At 39.9% G+C, this 21,302-nt stretch carries 16 protein-coding genes; 14 read left to right on the top strand and 2 right to left on the bottom strand.

Annotation, left to right across the window (positions count from 1 at the left end; translation table 11 throughout):
• Position 1 precedes the first annotated feature (1 nt).
• From ACWNCI_RS10390 to ACWNCI_RS10345, 10 genes are all read left to right on the top strand, one after another.
• Complete coding sequence (locus ACWNCI_RS10390) at positions 2 to 3,151, top strand: efflux RND transporter permease subunit (protein WP_449388249.1); 3,150 nt, start codon at positions 2 to 4, stop codon at positions 3,149 to 3,151.
• 93 nt (positions 3,152 to 3,244) lie between these two features.
• Positions 3,245 to 4,531 carry a TolC family protein gene (locus tag ACWNCI_RS10385; protein WP_449388248.1) on the top strand — a complete coding sequence of 429 codons (1,287 nt, stop codon included), beginning with the start codon at positions 3,245 to 3,247 and terminating at the stop codon, positions 4,529 to 4,531.
• Positions 4,532 to 5,037: 506 nt separating this feature from the next.
• Positions 5,038 to 5,646, top strand: coding sequence for a Crp/Fnr family transcriptional regulator (locus ACWNCI_RS10380; RefSeq protein ID WP_449388247.1), 609 nt, complete (start codon positions 5,038 to 5,040; stop codon positions 5,644 to 5,646).
• A gap of 65 nt (positions 5,647 to 5,711) precedes the next feature.
• On the top strand, positions 5,712 to 6,020 hold the full coding sequence (locus ACWNCI_RS10375; protein WP_449388246.1) for a rhodanese-like domain-containing protein: 309 nt from the start codon (positions 5,712 to 5,714) through the stop codon (positions 6,018 to 6,020).
• A 4-nt stretch (positions 6,021 to 6,024) separates the two neighbouring features.
• Positions 6,025 to 6,459, top strand: a complete 435-nt coding sequence (locus tag ACWNCI_RS10370; RefSeq protein ID WP_449388245.1) for an OsmC family protein — start codon at positions 6,025 to 6,027, stop codon at positions 6,457 to 6,459.
• A 134-nt stretch (positions 6,460 to 6,593) separates the two neighbouring features.
• Positions 6,594 to 7,901, top strand: a complete 1,308-nt coding sequence (locus ACWNCI_RS10365) for a TolC family protein (RefSeq protein WP_449388244.1) — start codon at positions 6,594 to 6,596, stop codon at positions 7,899 to 7,901.
• An 85-nt stretch (positions 7,902 to 7,986) separates the two neighbouring features.
• Positions 7,987 to 9,072 (top strand): efflux RND transporter periplasmic adaptor subunit, encoded by a 1,086-nt coding sequence (locus ACWNCI_RS10360; RefSeq protein WP_449388243.1) that lies wholly within the window; start codon positions 7,987 to 7,989, stop codon positions 9,070 to 9,072.
• Between the two features lie 107 nt (positions 9,073 to 9,179).
• Positions 9,180 to 12,407, top strand: coding sequence for an efflux RND transporter permease subunit (locus tag ACWNCI_RS10355; protein WP_449388242.1), 3,228 nt, complete (start codon positions 9,180 to 9,182; stop codon positions 12,405 to 12,407).
• A gap of 59 nt (positions 12,408 to 12,466) precedes the next feature.
• Positions 12,467 to 12,766: a hypothetical protein gene (locus tag ACWNCI_RS10350; protein ID WP_449388241.1), complete on the top strand. Its 300-nt coding sequence runs from the start codon at positions 12,467 to 12,469 to the stop codon at positions 12,764 to 12,766.
• A 15-nt stretch (positions 12,767 to 12,781) separates the two neighbouring features.
• On the top strand, positions 12,782 to 12,988 hold the full coding sequence (locus tag ACWNCI_RS10345; RefSeq protein WP_449388240.1) for a YgaP family membrane protein: 207 nt from the start codon (positions 12,782 to 12,784) through the stop codon (positions 12,986 to 12,988).
• Positions 12,989 to 13,045: 57 nt separating this feature from the next.
• Here ACWNCI_RS10345 and ACWNCI_RS10340 read toward each other — a convergent pair whose 3' ends face one another.
• Together ACWNCI_RS10340 and ACWNCI_RS10335 are read right to left on the bottom strand one after the other, a co-directional pair.
• Positions 13,046 to 13,783 (bottom strand): YoaK family protein, encoded by a 738-nt coding sequence (locus ACWNCI_RS10340; RefSeq protein ID WP_449388239.1) that lies wholly within the window; start codon positions 13,781 to 13,783, stop codon positions 13,046 to 13,048.
• Between the two features lie 87 nt (positions 13,784 to 13,870).
• Positions 13,871 to 14,554 carry a Crp/Fnr family transcriptional regulator gene (locus tag ACWNCI_RS10335; protein WP_449388238.1) on the bottom strand — a complete coding sequence of 228 codons (684 nt, stop codon included), beginning with the start codon at positions 14,552 to 14,554 and terminating at the stop codon, positions 13,871 to 13,873.
• 217 nt (positions 14,555 to 14,771) lie between these two features.
• Here ACWNCI_RS10335 and gcvT point away from each other — a divergent pair, with 217 nt between their 5' ends.
• From gcvT to ACWNCI_RS10315, 4 genes are all read left to right on the top strand, one after another.
• Positions 14,772 to 15,857, top strand: a complete 1,086-nt coding sequence (gcvT, locus tag ACWNCI_RS10330; protein ID WP_449389491.1) for a glycine cleavage system aminomethyltransferase GcvT — start codon at positions 14,772 to 14,774, stop codon at positions 15,855 to 15,857.
• A gap of 10 nt (positions 15,858 to 15,867) precedes the next feature.
• On the top strand, positions 15,868 to 16,239 hold the full coding sequence (locus ACWNCI_RS10325; RefSeq protein ID WP_449388237.1) for a glycine cleavage system protein H: 372 nt from the start codon (positions 15,868 to 15,870) through the stop codon (positions 16,237 to 16,239).
• Positions 16,240 to 16,432: 193 nt separating this feature from the next.
• Positions 16,433 to 16,819, top strand: coding sequence for a hypothetical protein (locus ACWNCI_RS10320; RefSeq protein WP_449388236.1), 387 nt, complete (start codon positions 16,433 to 16,435; stop codon positions 16,817 to 16,819).
• A 137-nt stretch (positions 16,820 to 16,956) separates the two neighbouring features.
• A complete protein-coding gene (locus ACWNCI_RS10315) occupies positions 16,957 to 21,300 on the top strand; it encodes a CusA/CzcA family heavy metal efflux RND transporter (RefSeq protein WP_449388235.1) in 4,344 nt (1,447 codons plus the stop codon).
• Positions 21,301 to 21,302: the final 2 nt, after the last annotated feature.

Here is a 21,302-nt window from a genome sequence, read left to right as displayed (position 1 = left end):
AATGAAAGAAATGACGAATAAAAAAGTGCATTTTCTGGAAGCTGCGATGAAGCACAAGCAGGTGGTGATCGTGCTGGTGGTGCTGTTGATGGTGATGGGAATCAATTCTCTTATGAATATGCCCCGAAGCGAAAACCCGCGCATCGACATGCCTGTAGCTGCGGTATATGCTTTATATCCCGGAGCCGATGAGCACCAGGTAGAAGAAGAAGTAGCCAAAAAAATAGAACAGTACCTATTCTCCTTTGAAGAGATTAAAAAGAGAAAAGTAAAAGCTGAGGTTAAAGAGGGGCAGGTATTCTTCACCGTAGAAATGAATTCCGATGTGAAAGACCGTAAAAAGTTTTGGCACACGCTTCAGCTTGATATGGATGCCAATCTTCGTCCGAAGCTTCCTGCCGGTGTTGTAGGACCATTTATCAACAGTAATTTTGCCAATGTAACGGCGATGATTATCTCGGTGTCTTCCAAAGAAAGATCATATGCTGAGATCGAAAGCTATGTCGATAAGCTGGAAGATGGGTTAAAGGTAATTCCTACTGTTTCCAAGATCAATAGGTCTGGTGGACAGAGACAGCAGATTTATATTAAAATCAATGACCAGAAGCTTCAGCAGTACGGTTTTGGAGTTAATACGTTAGTGAATGCCATACAGCAGCAGAACGTTACCGGATATAATGGAGAAATATCAGGAGGTTCCAATGCCATCATTCCGGTTTATACCAACAGCCGGTACAAAAATATGTCTGATATTGCAGAGCAGATTGTCTACACCACCCCGGCAGGCAACGTGGTACGCCTGAAGGATGTTGCTGACCTTGAAAGACGGTTTGAAGAACCTTCCTCATTTGTAAGGGTAGGTGATGAAAAGGCAATGGTTCTTACTGTTGATATGCAGCCCGGGAACAATATCGTAGCCTTCGGAAAAGAGGTGGAGAAAAAGATTGAGGATATTCAGAAAGATTTCCCGCCGGATATCCATATGAAGACGATAGTGAATCAGCCGGAAGCGGTTGGAGAAAGCATCAGTCATTTTATGGTTGAATTTGCGATGGCGATAGGTTCTGTGGTGTTGGTGGTAATGCTATTGCTTCCTATACGGGTAGCCGGTGTGGCTTCTGCAGCAGCACCTATTTCTATCGTGATTACATTTGGGCTCATGCAGATCGTAGGTCTGGAACTTCATCAGGTAACCCTTGCGGCTTTAATCATCGTCCTCGGAATGGTGGTGGACAATGCCATTGTGGTCGTCGACAACTATATTGAAAAGCTGGATGAAGGCTTAACCCCGTGGACCGCAGCCTGGCAGGCAGCCCAGCAGCTGGCACTCCCGATCTTTACGGCAACGATGGCGATCATCTTCGCATTTGCCCCACTGGCTTTATTTATGGAAGGGATCGCAAAAGACTTTATGTTCTCACTGCCTATTACTGTAGCCATTGCTTTAATAACTTCAATGCTTGTTGCCCTGTTCCTTACTCCTTACACCTGTTATGTATTCATTAAAAAAGGATTAAAGCACAAAGTAAGTGAAAGACCTCCGAAGAAAAATATGCTGGATCACCTTCAGTCGGCTTTTGATAATGGGGTAGGATTGGCCTTCAAATGGCCTAAGACAACTATGTTTATAGGCATTTTATCGATTGTTAGCGCCTTGTTTATTGCGACCAAAGTTGACCCGGAGTTTTTCCCGCTCAGCGAAAGAAACCAGTTTAATATGGAAGTCTGGATGCCTAACGGGACCTCACTTGAGAAAACGGAAGCTAAGGTAAAAGAGCTTGAAAAGATCCTTAAAAAAGACAATCGCGTCGTGGATGTCACCAGCTTTGTAGGGATGAGCTCGCCTCGTTTCCATACGACGTATGCCCCGGAATCTCCTAAAAGATATTTTGCCCAGGTTTTCATTACGACCGTGAGCAACGATGCAACGAATGAAATGGCAAAAGAATATCTGGAAAAGCTGAAAAACTTTATGTCGGATGGCTATATTAAGGTGAAGCAGCTCAGCTTTCAGGAAGGTTCACCGATTGAGATTCGTGTCGTAAGTGATAATGAAGCCGATCAGCGTAAAGTGGCCCTTGAGGTGAAAAAGATTCTTGAAAATACACCCGGAACCAATAATGTACGTCTTGGCAGCGAGTACGATTATATGGGCGTAAAGCTGAATGTGGATGATGTAAAAGCCAATCGTCTGGGCGTAACCAATCAGGCCATCACCCAAACGCTCGGAGCCGGACTGAAAGGATATTCCGTATCGACCTTATGGGAAGGGGATAAGCCGGTTGATATCTTTTTGAGGTATGATTCCGTAAGCAGAAAAGATATGAATGCCCTGGAAAATCTTCACATACAGTCTTATTACGGAGAAAAGATTCCGCTGAAGGAAGTGGCGACATTACAGCCGGAATGGCATACAGGGGTAATTTTAAGAAGGAACGGAATCAAATACACCAGTGTGTTTGCAGAGGCCCAATTGGGACCGAAGCCATCACGAATCCTGAAAGATGCCCAGCCTAAAATTGATGCGCTTGCATTGCCTGCAGGAACGACCATTCAATACGGTGGTGACGCAGAATCAACGTTGGAAAACACACCGGGAATGATGCTCTCGCTTTCCGTGAGCCTTATCCTGATTTTCCTTACGCTGTTGTTCCAGTTCAAGAGTCTTGGAAAGGCACTCATTATCCTGTGTACTTTCCTTCTGAGTCTTTTCGGAGCCTTTTTAGGACTTTTCATTACCGGGAATCCATTAGGAATGACAGGCTTTATGGGAATTATCAGCTTGATCGGTATCGTGGTAAGAAACGGGATCATCCTTGTAGATTATGCGGATGAACTCATCCGTGAACATGGATATACGCACAAAGCAGCTGCTATGGCGGCGGCTAAACGTAGAATGCGTCCTATTTTCCTTACTTCAGCTGCTGCTGCGGTAGGCGTAGTTCCGATGATCCTGGGTAAATCCCCGATGTGGGCACCTTTGGGAAGTGTGTTGGCTTTCGGGCTTATCTTCTCGATGATCTTTACGCTTTTCATTGTTCCGGTGATGTATTACAAGCTTCTGAAAGATCCTGTACCTAAAGACGAAACCCCTGAAGATCAATTGGACGACGAGGTTATTTTATATAAACCCAAACCTCATCACGAATAATTATAATCAAATTTTTTAACCGGTTGTCCTGTATAATTTCTTGTTCATAAGCTCCTTCGTTTATTGTTACAGGGCAACCTTTATGTAAAAAAAATGAAAATCATATACGATACAATATCAAAAATAGTTCTGGTGCTGATGTTCACCGCAGCGGTCAGTTTTCAGGCGCAACAGCGCGTGATCTCTGTGGATGAAGTCAAAAACCTGGCATTAGAGAACAATAAGAAGATCAAAAAAGCGCAACAGAACATAGAAGCTGCCAAAGCTTCCAGAACGGCTTCTGAAGCAGGAGGAAAACCCACCGTAGACGGAAGTGTAGGAGGATATTACTTCTCCAAACCGCTTTCCAACCTGTTGCCGGAAGTACTGGGAAGCGCCAATGTGAATGTTACCCAGGTTCTGTATGCCGGTGGAAAGGTAGAAACCGGGAAAAAGATTTCTTCAGCGGCTGTAGATCTGCAGATGGCGCAGAAAAACCTTACCAAAGAAGAGATAAAACTCTCTGCAGAAACCATATACTGGCAAATTGTAAATGCCAAGGAGAAAATAGCACTGGCCAAAGAATACATCAGGCTTCTGGATCAGCTGCATACCAATGTGAAGAATTCTTTTGACGCGGGTCTGACATATAAAAATGATCTGTTGAAAGTAGAAGTTCAGCAGAACGAGGCTCAGCTCAACCTGAAACGTGCAGAAGATGGTCTCAGCATTGCCAAGTTAAACCTTGCCCAGATCGCAGGACTTCCCAATTCTGATTTTGACGTGGAGGATGCTGTAAGCGGCGGTTTTGATGGTGTTCTGGCAGACAGTCAGCTGCAGCCAACGAACCGGCCCGAGCTTTCCATTCTTGCCAAAGCGGTAGAAATGAATGAGCTTCAGGAAAAATTGCTTGACGGTGACCGGAAGCCTACCGTTGCACTTTCAGGGATAGGATTCTCCAGTTTTGGTAAAAATGTTAATCCTGTTAATATGAAAAACAATATGCAGGGATTTGTGGGAATGTTGTCTGTGAGTATCCCGATTTATGACTGGGGGGCAAGAAAGGAGAAAGTAAAAGAACAGCAGTATAAAACCAATGCCCAAAAGCTTGAAATGGAAGAAACGAAAGAACTCCTGGTGCTGGAAGTTCAGAATGCAGTGATGCAGCTCAATCAGTCGGTAAAACGTATTGAGCTTGCTGAAAAATCTCTTGTTCAGGCTACGGAAAATCTACGTTTGAATCAGGACCGGTATGACGCAGGAACCGTTGTGGCAGAGGAAGTATTAAAAGCTCAGGTTCTTTGGCAGGAGGCGAAATCTGAGATTCTGGATGCCAAAGCAGAATATAAGATCAATGAAGCGAAGTATAAAAAAGCTTCAGGAGTAAGTAATGTGTATTAAGTGTTTTTAGAAAGGAAGAGTGATCTCTTCCGTTGAACCGGCTGTTTATTGGCAGTCGGTTCTTTTTAAAACTTTAAAGAAATTAAACAAAAAGCGGGCAGATAGACCTATCAGATTATCTGCAAGGCTGTTAAAAATAATTTATCTTTCTGTTATGTAGAATGAATTGATCGAATTGTTGTAAACAGAAAATATTTTTCATTATCCAATTTATCCAACCGGCTGTATTTGCAGTCGGTTTTTTTTAACTGTTTAAACATATATTAAATTTAACCACACGAGCCACAAAAGGCAGGTTTAAAAAGTTTTATTTGTAATCATTTACTTTAAATAAAAAAGGTCACAATAGTTTTAAAAAAAATCTTTGATTTTTATTCTTTTGAGAACTTTGAATATACTAATCATTACATTGTATTATCTTTTGTAGCTTTTGCGGTTAATTAAATTTTAAGCAGATGCATAATTTAAACTTAAAAAGTTATTGTTAATTATATTTATCTTTGAGTATGAATATCAACAAAATATCAGATCCGGAATTCAAAAAAGAAATTGCATCAAACGAAAACCTTAAGCTGTTTCCGGCCGGAACCGTTATTTTAGATATCAATTCGTACATCCATTATATTCCGCTGGTGGTTTCGGGGAGTATTAAAGTGATCCGGACTGAAGAAGACGGAAGGGAAATTCTTCTTTATTATCTCACGCCGGGCGAAAGTTGTATTTCTTCCATTCTTTCCGGGCTTACCCAAGATACTTCAAAAGTAAAAGTTGTGGTGGAGGAAGATGCAGAAATTCTGATGATTTCCCTGCAGCAGTCCAAAGAATGGCTACGGAAATACCCTGAATGGACAGATTTTATCTTCGGCCTGTATCAAAGAAGATTTGAAGATCTGCTGGAAGTGGTAAATTCTGTTGCCTTCCAGAAAGCAGATACAAGACTGCTACATCTTCTGAACCAGAAAGCCCAATTATACAAATCAAAAGAACTTAATGTAACCCATCAGCAGCTGGCCGACGAACTCGGAATTACACGGGAAGCGGTGAGCCGCGTTCTCAAACAGATTGAAACCGACGGCAAAATAAAACTTTCCCGAAATAAAATTACCCTATTGTAACCTTTATCACTGACGGGTTTCTTTTCTACGCATACCTTTGTATTATCAATTTAAAAATCAATACAATGTTAGATGCCATAAAAAACCTTTTCGGGATGGATAAAACCGACTACTCGGATCTTGTAAAACAAGGTGCCGTGATTGTAGATGTAAGAAGCAAAAGCGAATATGCAGGTGGACATATTAAGAATTCCATAAATATTCCTGTCGATCAGCTGGAGAAAAATCTTTCAAAATTAAATAAAGAGAAAACCATTATTACGTGTTGTGCTTCCGGGATGAGAAGTGCTTCTGCGAAAAATATTCTTCAGAATAATGGCTATAAAAATGTACATAACGGCGGCGGCTGGGCAAGTTTAAACAATAAAATATAAAACAATGGAAGCACATTATTATACCGTAGACGTACACTGGAAAAATGACCGTAAAGGTGAAATGACTTCTCCTGAACTGACCCAAAATATAGAAGTAGCCACTCCGCCGCAATTTCCGAAAGGAATGGAAGGAATCTGGTCTCCGGAGCACCTTTTCACCGCAGCAGTAAGCAGTTGCCTGATGACGACTTTTCTGGCGATAGCAGAAAACTCAAAACTCGAATTTTCAGGTTTTGAATGTAAATCTAAAGGAAAACTGGAACAGGTGGAAGGTAAATTCCTGATGACAGAAGTGATTCTGGAACCGGTTGTTACTATTAAAAACGAATCCGAACGAGAAAAGGCAGAAAGGGTTCTTCAGAAATCTGAAGCCAATTGTTTGATATCCAATTCCGTGAAATCAAAAATTACGATGATTCCGCAGATAAAACTGATGTAGTATTTCCATATTCTTAATAGTGGCCGCTCTTTATGGGCGGTTTTTTTATGCTCGATCGAGAAAAACAGGCTTATGTGATGTTGGTTACTGTGTGAGATTCTTCAGCAGTCTAATTTTGCTTTAAAATTAGAGAAATGAGAAAAATAGCCATACTTATTTTATTATTCACGACCTATTCCGAAGCTTTTTCGCAGGAGATTATTTCTATTTCCAAAGCGGATCTGGAAAATAAAATCATAGACAATAATCTTCAGGTAAAAATGGCGAAAAAAGAAGTGGAACTGGCAAAAGCCGAGCTTTTGGGAACGCGTGCAATGTATCTTCCGAATGTGAATGCTTCTTACACTTTTTCGAATACCAATAATCCGTTGTATGCCTTTGGTACTAAGCTCAATCAGGAAAGAATTACGATGATGGATTTCAATCCCGATAATCTAAATAATCCGAAAAGCATTTCCAATTTTGCCACAAAAATAGAGGTACAACAACCGATCATCAATATGGATGCGGTGTATCAGAAAAAAGCAGGCCAAGTAAAAGTTGATGCGCTCAACATTAAAACCGAAAGAACCAAAGAGTATGTTCAGTTTGAGCTGAAAAAATCTTATATGATGCTTCAGCTCGCTTACAAAATGCTTGAAACGCTTGAAAATGCAAAACAAACAACGCTTGCCAACAAAAAAGTAATTGAAAATTATTACAAAAACGGGATGATTCAGAAATCCGAGGTGCTGTATATGGAGGTACGCATCAGCGAAATAGAAAGTCAGATTCAGACCGCAAAATCAAACATTAGGAACGCTTCCGATTATTTATATTTTCTTCTGGATGAAAATTCAGAAAACAAAATCCTGAAACCCTCAGAAACGCTTGAATACACAGAATACATTACAGATTCCGGCGCAAAGCTTAATCAGAATCGTAAAGATTTACAGGCTTACAACAAATCGCTCGAAGCTTACGATTGGATGATAAAATCTTCAAAAGCAAAATTTCTTCCTAAACTCAATGCATTCGGAAGTTTTGAGATGTATGACAATAAGATCGCACAATTCAATGCCAATGGCTATCTCGCAGGAATCCAGCTTTCCTGGAATGTTTTTGACGGACTGAAATCAAAAAGCGAACAGGAAAAATACAAAGCAGAACGTTCCAGAGCACAGACCGAAATCGAGCAGTATTCCAAGCAAAGCCAGCTGGAACTCAACAAAGCCAGCCGCCAGATTGAAGATGCCGCATCGAAGATAAATTTCACGAAACAGGCTTGGGAACAAAGCAAAGAAGCCTACAGAATCCGCAAAAACCGTTACGATCAGGGCTTGGAAAAATCCTCCGACCTTCTTTCCGCAGAGAGCCTGATGTCCCAAAAAGAACTGGAATATCAGCAGACCATTTTCGAGTACAACGTCGCCAGCGAATATGAGAAGTTTTTGAGAAAATAATGTACCGAAGCCAGAATCCGAAGGGTTCAATAACAATAGCCGCAGGTGGAACCTGTGGAAATAAATAAAAAGAAAAAATTTAATAATGAAAACATACCTTTATTTAACCTTTATTCTCAGTACACTTCTGTTGGGAAGCTGTTCAGAAGAGAAAAAATCTGCACAGAATACAGATGCACCCGTTTCAGTTACGGTAAGCCGTACAACTGCAGGCACGGAAGGCTCATCAGCCACAGCAAGTGGAAAACTGGTTGCCAAAAATTCCGTCAATATTTCTACCCGAATGATGGGCTACATCACTTCAATGAAGGCAGAAGTGGGACAAAACGTCAATGCAGGCCAGCTTTTGGTAAGCATCAATGCTACAGATATTCAGGCAAAAGGCGGGCAGGCTTCTGCAAATATTGTACAGGCACGAGCCAGCTACAATATTGCTAAAAAAGACTACGAAAGATTCCTGAATTTGTATAAATCACAAAGCGCCTCCCAGAAAGAGCTGGATGATATGAGAGCCCGTTATGAAATGGCACAGGCAGGATTGCAGGCAGCACAGCAGATGAAAAACGAAGTCAGTGCGCAATACCGTTATACCAACGTTACAGCACCAATTTCAGGAACAATTACAGCGAAATTCGCGGAGCAGGGGGATATGGCAAGCCCGGGAATGCCTTTGCTCACCATAGAATCACCGTCATCTTTGCAGGCGCAGGTTCTGGTTTCTGAGCAGAATATCGCTATGATTTCCAACGGAATGCCGGTTGAGGTTACGTTGAAATCTTTAAATAAAACTGTTTCCGGAACCGTTTCAGAAATCAGCAAGTCATCTGCTCAAACCGGCGGGCAATATATGGTCAAAATCAATATTCACAACGCCTCCGGTTTGCTTCCGGGAATGTTTGTCAACGTACAGTTTCCTTTCAGATCTTCAGGTAAAATCAATCAGAGTTTTCAGGAAGGTATGATGATTCCTAAAATGGCTTTGGTAGAAAACGGTCAGCTTACAGGTGTATATGTATTCAGTTCACAGAATACGGCAGTTTTAAGATGGCTGAAAACGGGTAAAACAATCGGAGATCAGGTAGAAATCCTTTCAGGTTTAAACCCTAAAGAATCGTACATCGTTTCTTCAACCGGGAAATTGTATAACGGGGTAAAAGTTCAAATAAAATAATGTAACAATTTACCAATGTACCAACGTAGTAATGTAGCAATTCCTCTTTTACAGATCATTGTTATACTGTTACATTTCTACATTGTTACATTAAAAAAAATATTTTTATGGAAAAAGGATTCGCAGGACGTATCGCCGAGTTTTTCATCAATTCAAAATTAACGATTCTGTTGATGATTGCTTTGATGATTATCGGAGTGTACAGTTCCACACTAATACCAAGAGAAGAAGAACCGCAGATCATCATTCCGATGGCGGATGTCATGGTCGGCTATCCCGGAGCAAGCCCGAAAGAGGTTGAAAGCCGTGTGGTAAAGCCTTTGGAAAAGATTATTTCCAATATCAAAGGGGTAGAACACATTCATTCGTTGGCGATGAACGGACAGGCTATGATTATCGTTCAGTTTTATGTAGGAGAAGATACGGAACGTTCTTATGTAAAGCTTTACGATGAGCTGATGAAGAACAAAAATATGTTCCCGAAAGGCGTGATGGAACCGATGGTGAAAACTCGTTCTATTGATGATGTCCCTATGCTCGGACTGACTTTGTGGAGTGATAACGCTAATTACAATGATTTTCAGCTTCGCCAGATTGGAGAGGAATTATCTTCTGAAATCAAAAAAATAAAAGATGTTTCTCTTACCAAAACTATAGGCGGCAGAAATCGCCAGTTACAAGTCGTTTTAGATAAAGATAAAATGGCAGAGCTGAATGTAGATGCACTTTCTGTAATGCAGATGATTCAGGCGAATAACGGCAGTTCCCAATCCGGAAAATTTGATTCCGGTGATTCGGAATATCTTTTAACAACAGGACAATTTCTCAATTCTGCAGAAGATGTAGAGAATCTCGTCATAGAAACTTCGCAGAATATGCCGGTATATTTGAAACAGGTCGCAACCATAAAAGACGGTGCTTCTGACCCTGCCAATTATGTGAGTTTCGGATATGGAAATGCAGTAGAAAACGGCAAAAAATTCAAATCAGAATATCCTGCGGTTACGGTTTCTGTTTCCAAGGTGAAAGGATCTGATGCCATGAAAATTTCTGAGCAGATTCTTGCTAAGGTTGATGTGTTAAAGAAAAATTTAATCCCGGATGATGTACACGTAGAAGTGACGAGAAATTATGGAGAAACAGCTTCCCATAAAGTTTCAGAATTACTGATGCACCTTGGTATTGCGATTTTGGCCGTCACGGTTCTGGTAATGCTGGCAATGGGATGGCGAGGAGGTTTGGTTGTATTTTTCTCCGTTCCGTTGACGTTTGCTTTAACTTTATTCAGCTACTATATTTTAGGATATACGCTGAACAGAATTACCCTATTTGCATTAGTTTTTGTAGTCGGAATCGTGGTGGATGACAGTATCATCATCGCTGAAAATATGCACCGGCATTTTCACATGAAGAAGCTGCCGTTTAAGCAGGCTGCAATTTATGCCATTAACGAGGTGGGAAATCCTACCATTTTAGCAACATTTACCGTGATTGCTGCGATTTTGCCAATGGCATTCGTAAGCGGAATGATGGGACCTTATATGTCGCCGATGCCTATCGGAGCTTCTATTGCAATGCTGCTTTCCCTTTTTGTGGCATTAACAGTGACACCGTATCTGGGCTATCATTTATTAAAGGTAAAAGATGAGCAACATCATAATGAAGAGCAGGGCCTTGAAACAGGAATAATTTATAGGATCTATAAAAAAATTGAACAGCCACTTCTGGATTCACAATCAAAAAGATGGACAATGATGGCGGTTACTGTGGTTTTATTACTGATTTCTGTTGCAGCGTTTTTCACCAAATGGGTAGCGGTAAAAATGCTTCCTTTTGATAATAAAAATGAGATCCAGGTGGTGATCGATATGCCGGAAGGAACAACGCTGGAAAGAACTTCGGCCGTTACGCAGGATATTGCACAATACCTGAAAACTGTTCCGGAAGTCGTAAATTATCAGAATTATGTGGGCTCATCTGCTCCGATTACCTTTAATGGTCTGGTTCGTCATTATGATATGCGCGGGAACAGCAATACGGCAGATATTCAAGTTAATCTTCTGCATAAGGAAGACCGCGATGCGCAAAGTCATGATGTGGCTAAAAGAATGCGTCCCGAGATTCAGAAAATAGCTGCCAAATATGATGCGAATGTAAAAGTGGTGGAAGTTCCGCCCGGACCGCCGGTTCTTTCAACGATTGTTGCAGAAATCTACGGACCGGATTATGAAGGGCAGATAAAAGTAGCGAAACAGGTTGAAGATATTTTAAAGAAAACTGATGATGTGGTAGATATCGACTGGATGGTAGAAGCGCCACAGAAGGAATTCAAGCTTGTTCCGGATAAAGAAAAAGCAATGCTGAACGGTATCGCTCCTCAACAGATTGTGGGGAATATGACCTATCTGATGGGAGAATATCCTATAGGGAATCTTTACGATGAAAAATCCAACGATCCGGTGGATATTGTCATGAAACTTAAAAATGCTGATAAAGCCAGTATTCAGGATATTACGGGATTGAAAATTAAAGGACAGATGGGAATGGTTCCTGCAGGAGACCTTGTAAAAGTGCAAGAAAAAGAACTGGATAAAACCATTTACAGAAAAGACCAGAAAAGAGTTGTTTATGTTCTTGCTGATATGGCGGGAAAACTGGAAAGTCCGGCTTATGCGATTTTGGGGATGGATGAAAAGCTAAAAAAAATCCAGCTTCCGAATGGTTATTCAATGAATGAACTGTATATGAATCAGCCTGAAGATGAGAGCAATTACACCGTGAAATGGGACGGAGAATGGCAGATTACCTTAGAAGTATTCAAGGATTTAGGAACTGCATTTGCGGTCGTGATTATCATTATTTACATGCTGATTGTCGGCTGGTTCCAGAATTTCAAAACACCGATTGTCATGATGGTTGCGATTCCGCTTTCGTTGATTGGGATTGTATTGGGACACTGGCTGCTGGGTGCATTCTTCACCGCAACTTCTTTTATCGGAATGATTGCTCTGGCGGGTGTCATGGTAAGGAACTCCGTTCTTTTGATCGACTTTATCGAAATCCGTCTCAAAGAAGGTATCCCTATCAAGCAGGCTATCATCGAAGCCGGAGCGGTAAGAACAACGCCGATTTTGCTGACAACAGGTGCCGTAGTGATCGGAGCGGTAATCATTCTTTTTGATCCTATTTTTCAGGGACTGGCCATTTCACTGGTGTTTGGAGCGATCGTTTCTACTTTGCTTACGCTGATCGTGGTTCCGTTGGTTTATTACATCACGGAAAGAAAAAAATGGGAGAAAAATCCCGATTCTGAGGACAAATTTTTTGAAGCATAAAAACCAGGAAACCTCATAGATTTTAAAACATATGAGGTTTCCAATTAAACATATATCTTATGAAACTATTATTAATCACAGCAATAGAAGAATTTGAAACAGAGGTGATCAATATTCTTAAACATTCCGGCGTAAAAACTTTCTCATATCAATCGGTAAAAGGATACAAAAATAATGGCAATGATGTCGACAGATGGTTTTCCACAGAGCATTTATCGGTAGATTCCTTACTTTTTACAGTCTTTGCGGAAGATGGGTTTGTTGATGAAATATATAAAAAGATAGAAATCCTCAATTCGGAACAGGAAAATTTTTCCCACGTTCATATCGCAGGCGTTTCACTGGAAAAATCATTGTAAATAAAAGAATAAAATATGCAAACAAGAATTGTACATGCCATAGCAGGAACTTTCATTTTAGGAAGCCTGCTTTTGGGAATTTATAGTAACCCAAACTGGTTCTGGCTGACAGGTTTTGTCGGAATCAATATGTGGATTCATGCACTTACCGGCTGGTGCCTGATGTATATGATCCTGAATAAAATAGGCGTAAAAAAAGATGAAGCGAAATGTTCCGGATAAAGTGTTTTCAGTCCTTTCTCTTTGAAAGGACTTTTTTAACATGATTTTAAAATTCAGCTAATCATGATGCCTGAATTTTCTTTTAAAATGATAATATTTAAATAAAAGATGATCGTACCACAAAGCAAACAGCAACAGAGCAACAGGAAGTAAAAGGGTTTTGAGTGCGAAACGCTGAAATGTAAACCCACCGATTATTCCACCGATAAAGAATCCGCTGATAATCATGAGTTTTAAAAAAACACTTTTATGTAATCTTATCTGATCTCTTTTTTCGCGGTAAAACAGCAGTTGTGAAAGCTCTATGCCGAGATCGGTGAAAAGCCCGGTAAGATGGGTGGTTCTTACAACAGATTGAGATACTTTGGTGACCAGGGCGTTTTGTAGTCCCATCGTGAAAAGAAGTGCAGACGAAACAGCAATGCGGAAAGAAGGATTTTCCTTAAGCAGTGTATCAGGCATACAACTTATGGCAAGCATGATAGCCACTTCAATGAATATAGGAATAATGTAAGAGGTATGAAATCTTGATTTGGATGCCCATTCCATAACGGCTCCTGAAACAAAAGCTCCCAACAAAAAGAAAAGGATGTAAAATAAATAAATAAAAGCCATCTTATAATTTTCCAGGAACAGCTGTTCTGAGAAAAAAGCAAAATGCCCGGTAACGTTGGTCGTCAGTGTATTCACTGCAAGTACGCCGGTAATATTTACCAATCCTGCCACACAGGATAAGATGGAAGCCAGTTTTAGATTATGGGAATAGGTACGCCCTTTTCCTTTATGCCTGAACATGAATGAATTATTTTATAAAATTATAGATAAAATTTAAAAACTGTATAAAAAATGAACACTCAATTCCTCGATACACAGGTATTCAACTCAGTGAAGATTTGCGATATGAATAAGTTGCTTTAAATCTGTTAATTGTATTTTACGGCCGTCCATCACAATAAGTCCGTCCTGCCTGAAATCATGAAGTATTCTTGCCAGGGTTTCATTGGCTGTGCCTACCATATTGGCAAGATCAGTGCGGGACAGAGAAATATATACGTGTTCCTCAGGAGTATTGGAATGGTATTTTTTATGCAGAATCAAAAGACTTAACGCTACCCGCTCTCTTACGGTACGCTGAGACAGAACGGTCATCAGATTGGCCATAACACTGAATTCATGGCTAAGGCTTTTTAACAATAATCTCGAAAAGACAACCGACTGATCCAGGATCTTTAAAAAATCCTCTTTGGATATAAAAGCGATGACAGAATTTTCAATAGCCTGGGTGGTATCTCCGTAGGACTCATTGCTTAAAATCGCAGAGTACCCAAAAAACTCGCCGGTATTGTAAATATAGATAATCTGTTCCCGGCCGTCGTTATCTACTTTATATTTTTTTACTTTACCTGTTTTTAAATAAAAAATTCCTGTAGGGATGGTTCCATCTGTGAAAATGGCTTCATTTTTACGGTAATTCTTATTCTGCATGGCTCTTTTGAGCATCTCCTTGTCACAGTCGGGAAGCTCATCAAAAAGATACTGATTATTGAAAATAAATTTTGAGATCATGCCGCTACAAAGCTACGCTATTTTAAGCAAAATCAAACTTGACTTAAATCAAGTTTAAAAAAGAGATAGGTCACCGGATTTTACCGGCAAACAGTCTACTTTTGCTAAAATAATAACACAACTTTTGATCGGAAACCTTTTCGGTTCAGAAGGATTGCCAGGTCTGATTCATACGAATCATTAACAGAGTTTATCATAATATATGACCACTATAAAAATAAAGAAAACGGCATTTAATGCAATACATCATATCCTTGGCGGGAAAATGGTAGAATTTGCGGGTTATGAAATGCCTGTTCAGTACAAAGGGGTAAACCATGAGCATGAAACGGTAAGAAACGGAGTCGGTGTATTTGATGTCTCTCATATGGGCGAGATCTCAATACAGGGAAAGGACGCTTTATCACTCATTCAGAAAATTACTTCCAATGATGCATCAAAGCTTTTTCCGGGGAAAGTTCAGTACAGCTGTATGCCTAATGATACAGGCGGAATCGTCGATGATCTTCTGGTTTATATGATAAGTCATGATGATTATCTTCTTGTCGTGAATGCATCCAACATAAAAAAAGACCTGGATTGGATTGTAAGGCATAATTCTTTCGGTGCGGAAGTTACCAACATTTCAAATTCTGTTTCCCTGCTGGCAGTTCAGGGACCTAAAGCGGCGCAGGTTCTGCAGAAGCTTACGGATATCAGTTTAAAAGAACTTGAAAATTATACATTTACAATAGGAGAGCTTGCTCATATTCCTAATGTATTGATCTCATGCACAGGCTATACCGGAGCGGGCGGCTTTGAAATCTATGTTGAGAACAGATATGCGGGACATTTGTGGGAATCTATTTTTGAAGCCGGAAAAGATGAAGGTATAGAAGCTATCGGGCTGGCTGCCAGAGATACGCTACGTTTGGAAATGGGCTTTTGCCTTTACGGAAATGATATTGACGATTTTACCTCACCATTAGAAGCCGGATTGGGCTGGATCACCAAATTTAACAAAGATTTTACCCATAGCGGATTCTTAAAAATCCAGAAAGAGAAAGGAGTTTCTAAAAAGCTTGTAGGCTTTGAAATAGAGGAAAAAGGAATTCCCCGTCATGGCTACGAAATCTGGAATGAAAATCATGAAATTATAGGAACTGTAACCTCCGGAACGATGTCTCCTACTTTAAAAAAAGCAATAGGAATGGGATATGTTTCGACTGAAAATTCAAATATTGGAAATGAAATTTTTATCAGTATCAGGAATAAACCGGTGAAGGCAAAAGTTGTACGGCTTCCATTCATCAAAAATAAATAGGAACCTACGTATGCTTATTCCAAAAAATTTATATTATACCAAAAACCATTTATGGCTGAGGAAAATAGGATCTTATGACTTCTGCGTGGGGATTACTGATTTTGCACAGAAAGAAATCGGGGAAATCGGCCTGATTGAGTTTAATGTGAAAAGAGATATTATTGAAAAAGAAGCTTCGTGGGGAGTGGTGTACGGAATCAATGATACCTTTCCTCTTCTCTCACCTTGCAAGTGTAAAATTATATCAATCAATACATTCCTTCATAAAAAACCTTCCCACATCAATACAGATCCTTATAATTATTGGTTTTTGACGATTTCAACATCTGCTTCTGAAAATGAATTTTTAACCAGAGAAGAATATATACAATTGATAAGATGATTCCTTTTAAGGATTAAATATAAATCATAACAATACATTATTAAATTTTTTTTTATACTCTGTGGACGACGTCCACTCTTTGTCTGAATATTATTGCTACCAGGAATTTATTTCCTGGTTTTTTTAGTGAAAATTCTCTGAAGATCAGTAATTTAAAATCATTCTTAATGAATAAATTCATAATTTTGCTGTAGTGAAAAAGTTGATTTCCATATTGTTGTTATCATTGTATTTGGTTTCCACGACCGAACTCTATCAGCTTTTGAAATTACCGGTTCTTATAGAGCATTACATAGAGCATAAAAACCTCAGTCCTGAGATGTCTTTCACTGCATTTCTGAAAGTTCATTATGATCATCCTGTTAAAGACAATGATTATGAAACCGATCAGAAATTACCTTTTGTTTCGCATGCCAGTCTTTTTTCAGTGGTTTTTACGGTTAATCCTTCTTTAGACTTTTACGTTAAGGAGAAAGTATATCATACTCTTGAGATCAAGAAAACCTTTTATAAAAGTGTTCTTTACAACAAAGAAATCGTAAACTCTATCTGGGAGCCCCCAAGATTCCATCAGTCTTAATCTGTTTTCTCAATCATAAAAATGATTGGGCGTATTCTGTTTTCATACCAATGGATTTGCATCGATGCAGATGCATAAGAAGCTGTACTTCAGAATACCGGAATTTATCACAATAATTAAGATTAATCAATCAATTTATGCTTACAAAAATCATTGAGTTTTCTGTAAAGAATAAACTCATCATTGCATTGTTGGTATTAGGGCTTATCGGAATTGGTTCCTATCAGTTGACCCGGCTGCCAATAGATGCGGTGCCGGATATTACCAACAATCAGGTACAGGTTATTACCACGGCACCTTCTTTCGGCGCAACCGATATAGAACGGCTTGTTACTTTCCCCATTGAGCAGGCCAACAATAATATTTCAGGATTAAAAGAAATCCGTAGTTTTTCCAGATTCGGGTTATCACTTGTCACAATTGTTTTTGAAGATGATGTTGACATTTACTGGGCAAGACAGCAGGTAGCCGAAAGGCTGCAACAGTTGCAGGCAGTCATTCCGCAGGGAATAGGAAATCCGCAGCTTGGGCCAATTTCTACAGGTCTTGGCGAAATTTTTCAATATGTTGTAAGGCCAGAAAAAGGCTATGAAAAAAGATACAATATCACAGAACTTCGCACCATTCAGGATTGGGTGGTCAGAAGACAGCTTTTAGGAGTAAAAGGCGTGGCTGAGGTCAGCAGCTTTGGCGGTAAGCTGAAGCAGTACGAGATTGCCGTGAATCCCGACCGGCTTAATGCATACGGAATAACCATTAATGATGTATTTGATGCTTTACAGGCCAATAATCAGAATACCGGAGGTGCTTATATTGAAAAAGGACCTACCGTTTTATACATCAGAAGTGAAGGGTTGGTAGGAAGTATTGAAGAAATCAACAATATTTCTATTGCAACAAAAACGAATGATGTCCCTCTGTTTATAAGAGATATTGCCGAAGTGAAACCTGGTTTTGCTACCCGTTACGGAGCCATGACTTTTAATGACGAGGGAGAAGTTTCAGGGGCTGTGGTAATGATGCTGAAAGGCGAAAACAGCAATCAGGTCATAAAAAATGTAAAGGAAAAAATCGCACAGGTTCAAAAGACACTTCCGGAAGGAGTCGTAATAGAACCTTTTCTTGATCGTACCAAAATGGTTAATAATGCCATCGGAACGGTAGAGAAAAACCTTACGGAAGGCGCGTTGATCGTAGTTTTTGTTCTCGTATTATTCCTGGGAAATATAAGGGCGGGCCTGCTGGTGGCCTCTGTAATCCCTCTGGCAATGCTGTTTGCCGTCTGTATGATGAATCTTTTCGGAGTAAGTGGAAATCTCATGAGTCTTGGAGCTCTGGATTTCGGATTGATTATCGATGGTGCGGTCATTATCGTAGAATCCGTTTTACATCAGTTTAGCCATAATTCAAAATTCAAAAAAATATTTTCCGTCGGAAAATCAGAAATGGATACAATTGTTATCGATTCTGCAGGGAAAATGATGAACAGTGCCGTTTTTGGGCAGATCATTATTCTTATTGTATATCTTCCCATTCTTACTTTGCAGGGAATTGAGGGCAAAATGTTCAAGCCAATGGCTCAGACTGTTGCTTTTGCCTTACTGGGTGCATTCCTGCTTTCGTTGACGTACATTCCGATGATGAGTGCTGTCCTGCTGAGGAAAAGAAGTAGTAAACCTACTTTATCAGACATAATCATGAAGAAAGTAGAGCAGGTTTATCTTAAAACACTGCTTAAACTTCTTAGAATTCCTAAAACCGTTTTTTCGATAGTAGCAGCTTTATTTATCACGGCAGTTTTCATTGTAACAAGAATGGGAGGAGAGTTTATTCCATCTCTCGAAGAGGGGGATTTTGCTGTAGATACAAGAGTTTTACCAGGAAGTAATCTGACGACAACGATTGAAAGTACCCAAAAAGCAGCTCATATTCTCAAATCCAGGTTTCCCGAAGTGGAAAAGGTTGTTACGAAGATCGGAAGTGGAGAAGTACCCACCGATCCGATGCCGATGGATGCTTCGGATATGATGGTTATTTTAAAGGATAAAAAAGAATGGACATCAGCCTCCACTTTTCCCGAACTAGCCGATAAAATGGGTAAGCAGTTGCAGGAAGTTCCCGGAATTACGGCTAGCTTTCAGTTTCCGGTTCAGATGCGTTTTAACGAATTAATGACCGGAGCAAGGCAGGATGTAGTAATCAAAATTTTTGGAGATGACCTGGATGTTCTTTCTCAGAATGCCCAAAAATTAGGAAAAATCATAGAAACGGTAGACGGAACCCAAAATCTTTATATAGAACCTGTTTCAGGAATGCCACAGGTTATCATAGAATATAACCGCCCTCTTATTGCACAGTATCATTTGTCTGTTTCAGACATCAACAGGATTGTCAACACGGCATTTGCAGGGCAAAGCACAGGATTGGTTTTTGAAGGTGAAAAGCGTTTCGATATGGTGGTACGGCTGGATACCAAAGACCGTAAAAACATTACTGATATTAAGAACCTTTTGGTCCCTACGCCTTCTGGAGATCAGATTCCGTTGTCACAGCTTGCAAAAGTGGAGGTTAAAAACGGCCCCAACCAGATTCAGAGGGAAAATGCCCAGAGGCGAATTGTGGTAGGTTTTAATGTAAAAGGAAGGGATGTTCAAAGTATCGTGGAAGAACTTCAGCATAAAACAGATCAGAAAATGAAGCTTCCTACAGGATATTATATGACGTATGGAGGGTCTTTTGAGAACCTTAATAATGCCAAAAAACGTCTGATGATCGCTGTTCCGGTAGCGCTGGCTCTTATTTTTGTAATGCTGTTTCTGGCTTTTAATTCCGTTAAAGAAAGTTTACTGATCTATACGGCTATTCCGCTTTCCATTATCGGAGGAGTATTTCTTATGGCCATCCGTGGGATGCCTTTCAGTATCAGTGCCGGAGTAGGATTTATTGCCCTTTTCGGAGTGGCTGTGCTGAACGGGATTGTTTTAATATCTGAGTTTAACCGCCTTTATAAAAGCGGAATGCGGAATATTGTAAGAATCGTTATTGACGGAGGAGAATCACGTCTACGGCCGGTTTTGATGACGGCTTTTGTGGCCTCATTAGGATTTATTCCTATGGCTGTCAGTAACGGAGCCGGAGCAGAAGTTCAGCGTCCTCTGGCAACCGTTGTTATCGGTGGATTAATGGTAGCAACATTTCTTACACTGTTTGTTTTACCCTTATTATATGTAAATATTGAAAAAGGATTTAAAATGAAAAAAAATCATCATAAAAATGGAGTGGCTGTATTGATTTTACTATTCGGTCTGACAGGATTCGGAGTTAAATCTCAGACGCCGATCAACCTGCAAACTGCCGTTCGTACAGCATTAGAAAATAATAGAAATCTTAAGAATGAAAAACTGAAATCCGAATATTCAAAGGCATTGATAAAATCAGTAAGTGATATTCCGCAAATGGGAGTGAGTCTTGATTATGGCCAGATCAACAGTGTGTACAAGGATATGAAATTCGGCATTTCACAGAATATTGCATTTCCGACCGTTTACAAGAAACAGAAAAATCTTTATACAGAAGAATGGAAAAAGTCTTTGCTGAATGTTTCTCTTAAAGAATATGAACTCAGGAAAGCAGTAAGTCTTACGTTTTATACTATTTTGTATTGGAAAGAAAAGGAAAAGCTTCTGCTCGAAACTTTAAAGCTGTACACGGATTTTCTGGACAAAGCAAATATCCGCCTGAAAGCTGGACAAAGTAATATTCTGGAAAAAACAACGGCTTCCCATCAAAAATCGTCCATAGAAATTCAATTAAAACAACTGCAGCAGGAACTTTCCGTTTTGGGATATCAGTTTCAGTGGCTGTTAAATAGCGAAACGGATTTTTTGCTTGAAGATGAAAAAATTTTTAATACAGGAATTCAGCAGGAAATCAGTACACATCCTTTTATAAAAATACTGCAGCAACAGAAAAATGTTTCTCAACAGCAAACTGCCCTCGAAAAAGCGAAATTACTTCCCGGGCTGCAGCTCGCTTATAATCTCAACAGTTTCAGAGGAATGGGTGCGGATGATAAAGTATATGGTTCTGCGCCACAGTTCCATTCTGTGCAGTTGGGAGTTCTCGTTCCCGTTTTTTCCGGTGCACAGAAGGCAAGAATTCAGGCTGCTAAAGTTGCTGAATCCGTTGCTGAAAATGATCTGATGAATACAGAATTTAATTTACAGAATCAGCTTAAAAAAATAAAAAATATCTACCGGACCAATCTTGATATTGTCTCCCGGTACGAAAATTCAGAGCTGAAAAATGCAGATGTCATTACAGAAACGGCTAAAAAACAGTTCCTGGCAGGAGAGATCAATTACCTTGAATTTGTTATTCTCGTCAATCAGGCGGTTGCGTTAAAAAACAGCTATGCCGATGCGGTCTGGAAGCTGAATCAAAGTGCTATAGAAATGGAATATCTTACTTTAAATCTATAATA

The sequence above is a fragment of the Chryseobacterium lineare genome (assembly GCF_977014045.1).
The sequence above is the reverse complement of the archived record's forward strand: the minus strand, read 5'-3'. Positions and strand labels throughout refer to the sequence as shown.

Bases quoted from the DNA above. Each gene is read 5' to 3' on its own strand.
- ACWNCI_RS10390 (WP_449388249.1), top strand. From the start codon at position 2: ATGAAAGAAATGACGAATAAAAAAGTGCATTTTCTGGAAGCTGCGATG.
- ACWNCI_RS10385 (WP_449388248.1), top strand. From the start codon at position 3,245: ATGAAAATCATATACGATACAATATCAAAAATAGTTCTGGTGCTGATG.
- ACWNCI_RS10380 (WP_449388247.1), top strand. From the start codon at position 5,038: ATGAATATCAACAAAATATCAGATCCGGAATTCAAAAAAGAAATTGCA.
- ACWNCI_RS10375 (WP_449388246.1), top strand. From the start codon at position 5,712: ATGTTAGATGCCATAAAAAACCTTTTCGGGATGGATAAAACCGACTAC.
- ACWNCI_RS10370 (WP_449388245.1), top strand. From the start codon at position 6,025: ATGGAAGCACATTATTATACCGTAGACGTACACTGGAAAAATGACCGT.
- ACWNCI_RS10365 (WP_449388244.1), top strand. From the start codon at position 6,594: ATGAGAAAAATAGCCATACTTATTTTATTATTCACGACCTATTCCGAA.
- ACWNCI_RS10360 (WP_449388243.1), top strand. From the start codon at position 7,987: ATGAAAACATACCTTTATTTAACCTTTATTCTCAGTACACTTCTGTTG.
- ACWNCI_RS10355 (WP_449388242.1), top strand. From the start codon at position 9,180: ATGGAAAAAGGATTCGCAGGACGTATCGCCGAGTTTTTCATCAATTCA.
- ACWNCI_RS10350 (WP_449388241.1), top strand. From the start codon at position 12,467: ATGAAACTATTATTAATCACAGCAATAGAAGAATTTGAAACAGAGGTG.
- ACWNCI_RS10345 (WP_449388240.1), top strand. From the start codon at position 12,782: ATGCAAACAAGAATTGTACATGCCATAGCAGGAACTTTCATTTTAGGA.
- ACWNCI_RS10340 (WP_449388239.1), bottom strand. From the start codon at position 13,783: ATGTTCAGGCATAAAGGAAAAGGGCGTACCTATTCCCATAATCTAAAA.
- ACWNCI_RS10335 (WP_449388238.1), bottom strand. From the start codon at position 14,554: ATGATCTCAAAATTTATTTTCAATAATCAGTATCTTTTTGATGAGCTT.
- ACWNCI_RS10325 (WP_449388237.1), top strand. From the start codon at position 15,868: ATGCTTATTCCAAAAAATTTATATTATACCAAAAACCATTTATGGCTG.
- ACWNCI_RS10315 (WP_449388235.1), top strand. From the start codon at position 16,957: ATGCTTACAAAAATCATTGAGTTTTCTGTAAAGAATAAACTCATCATT.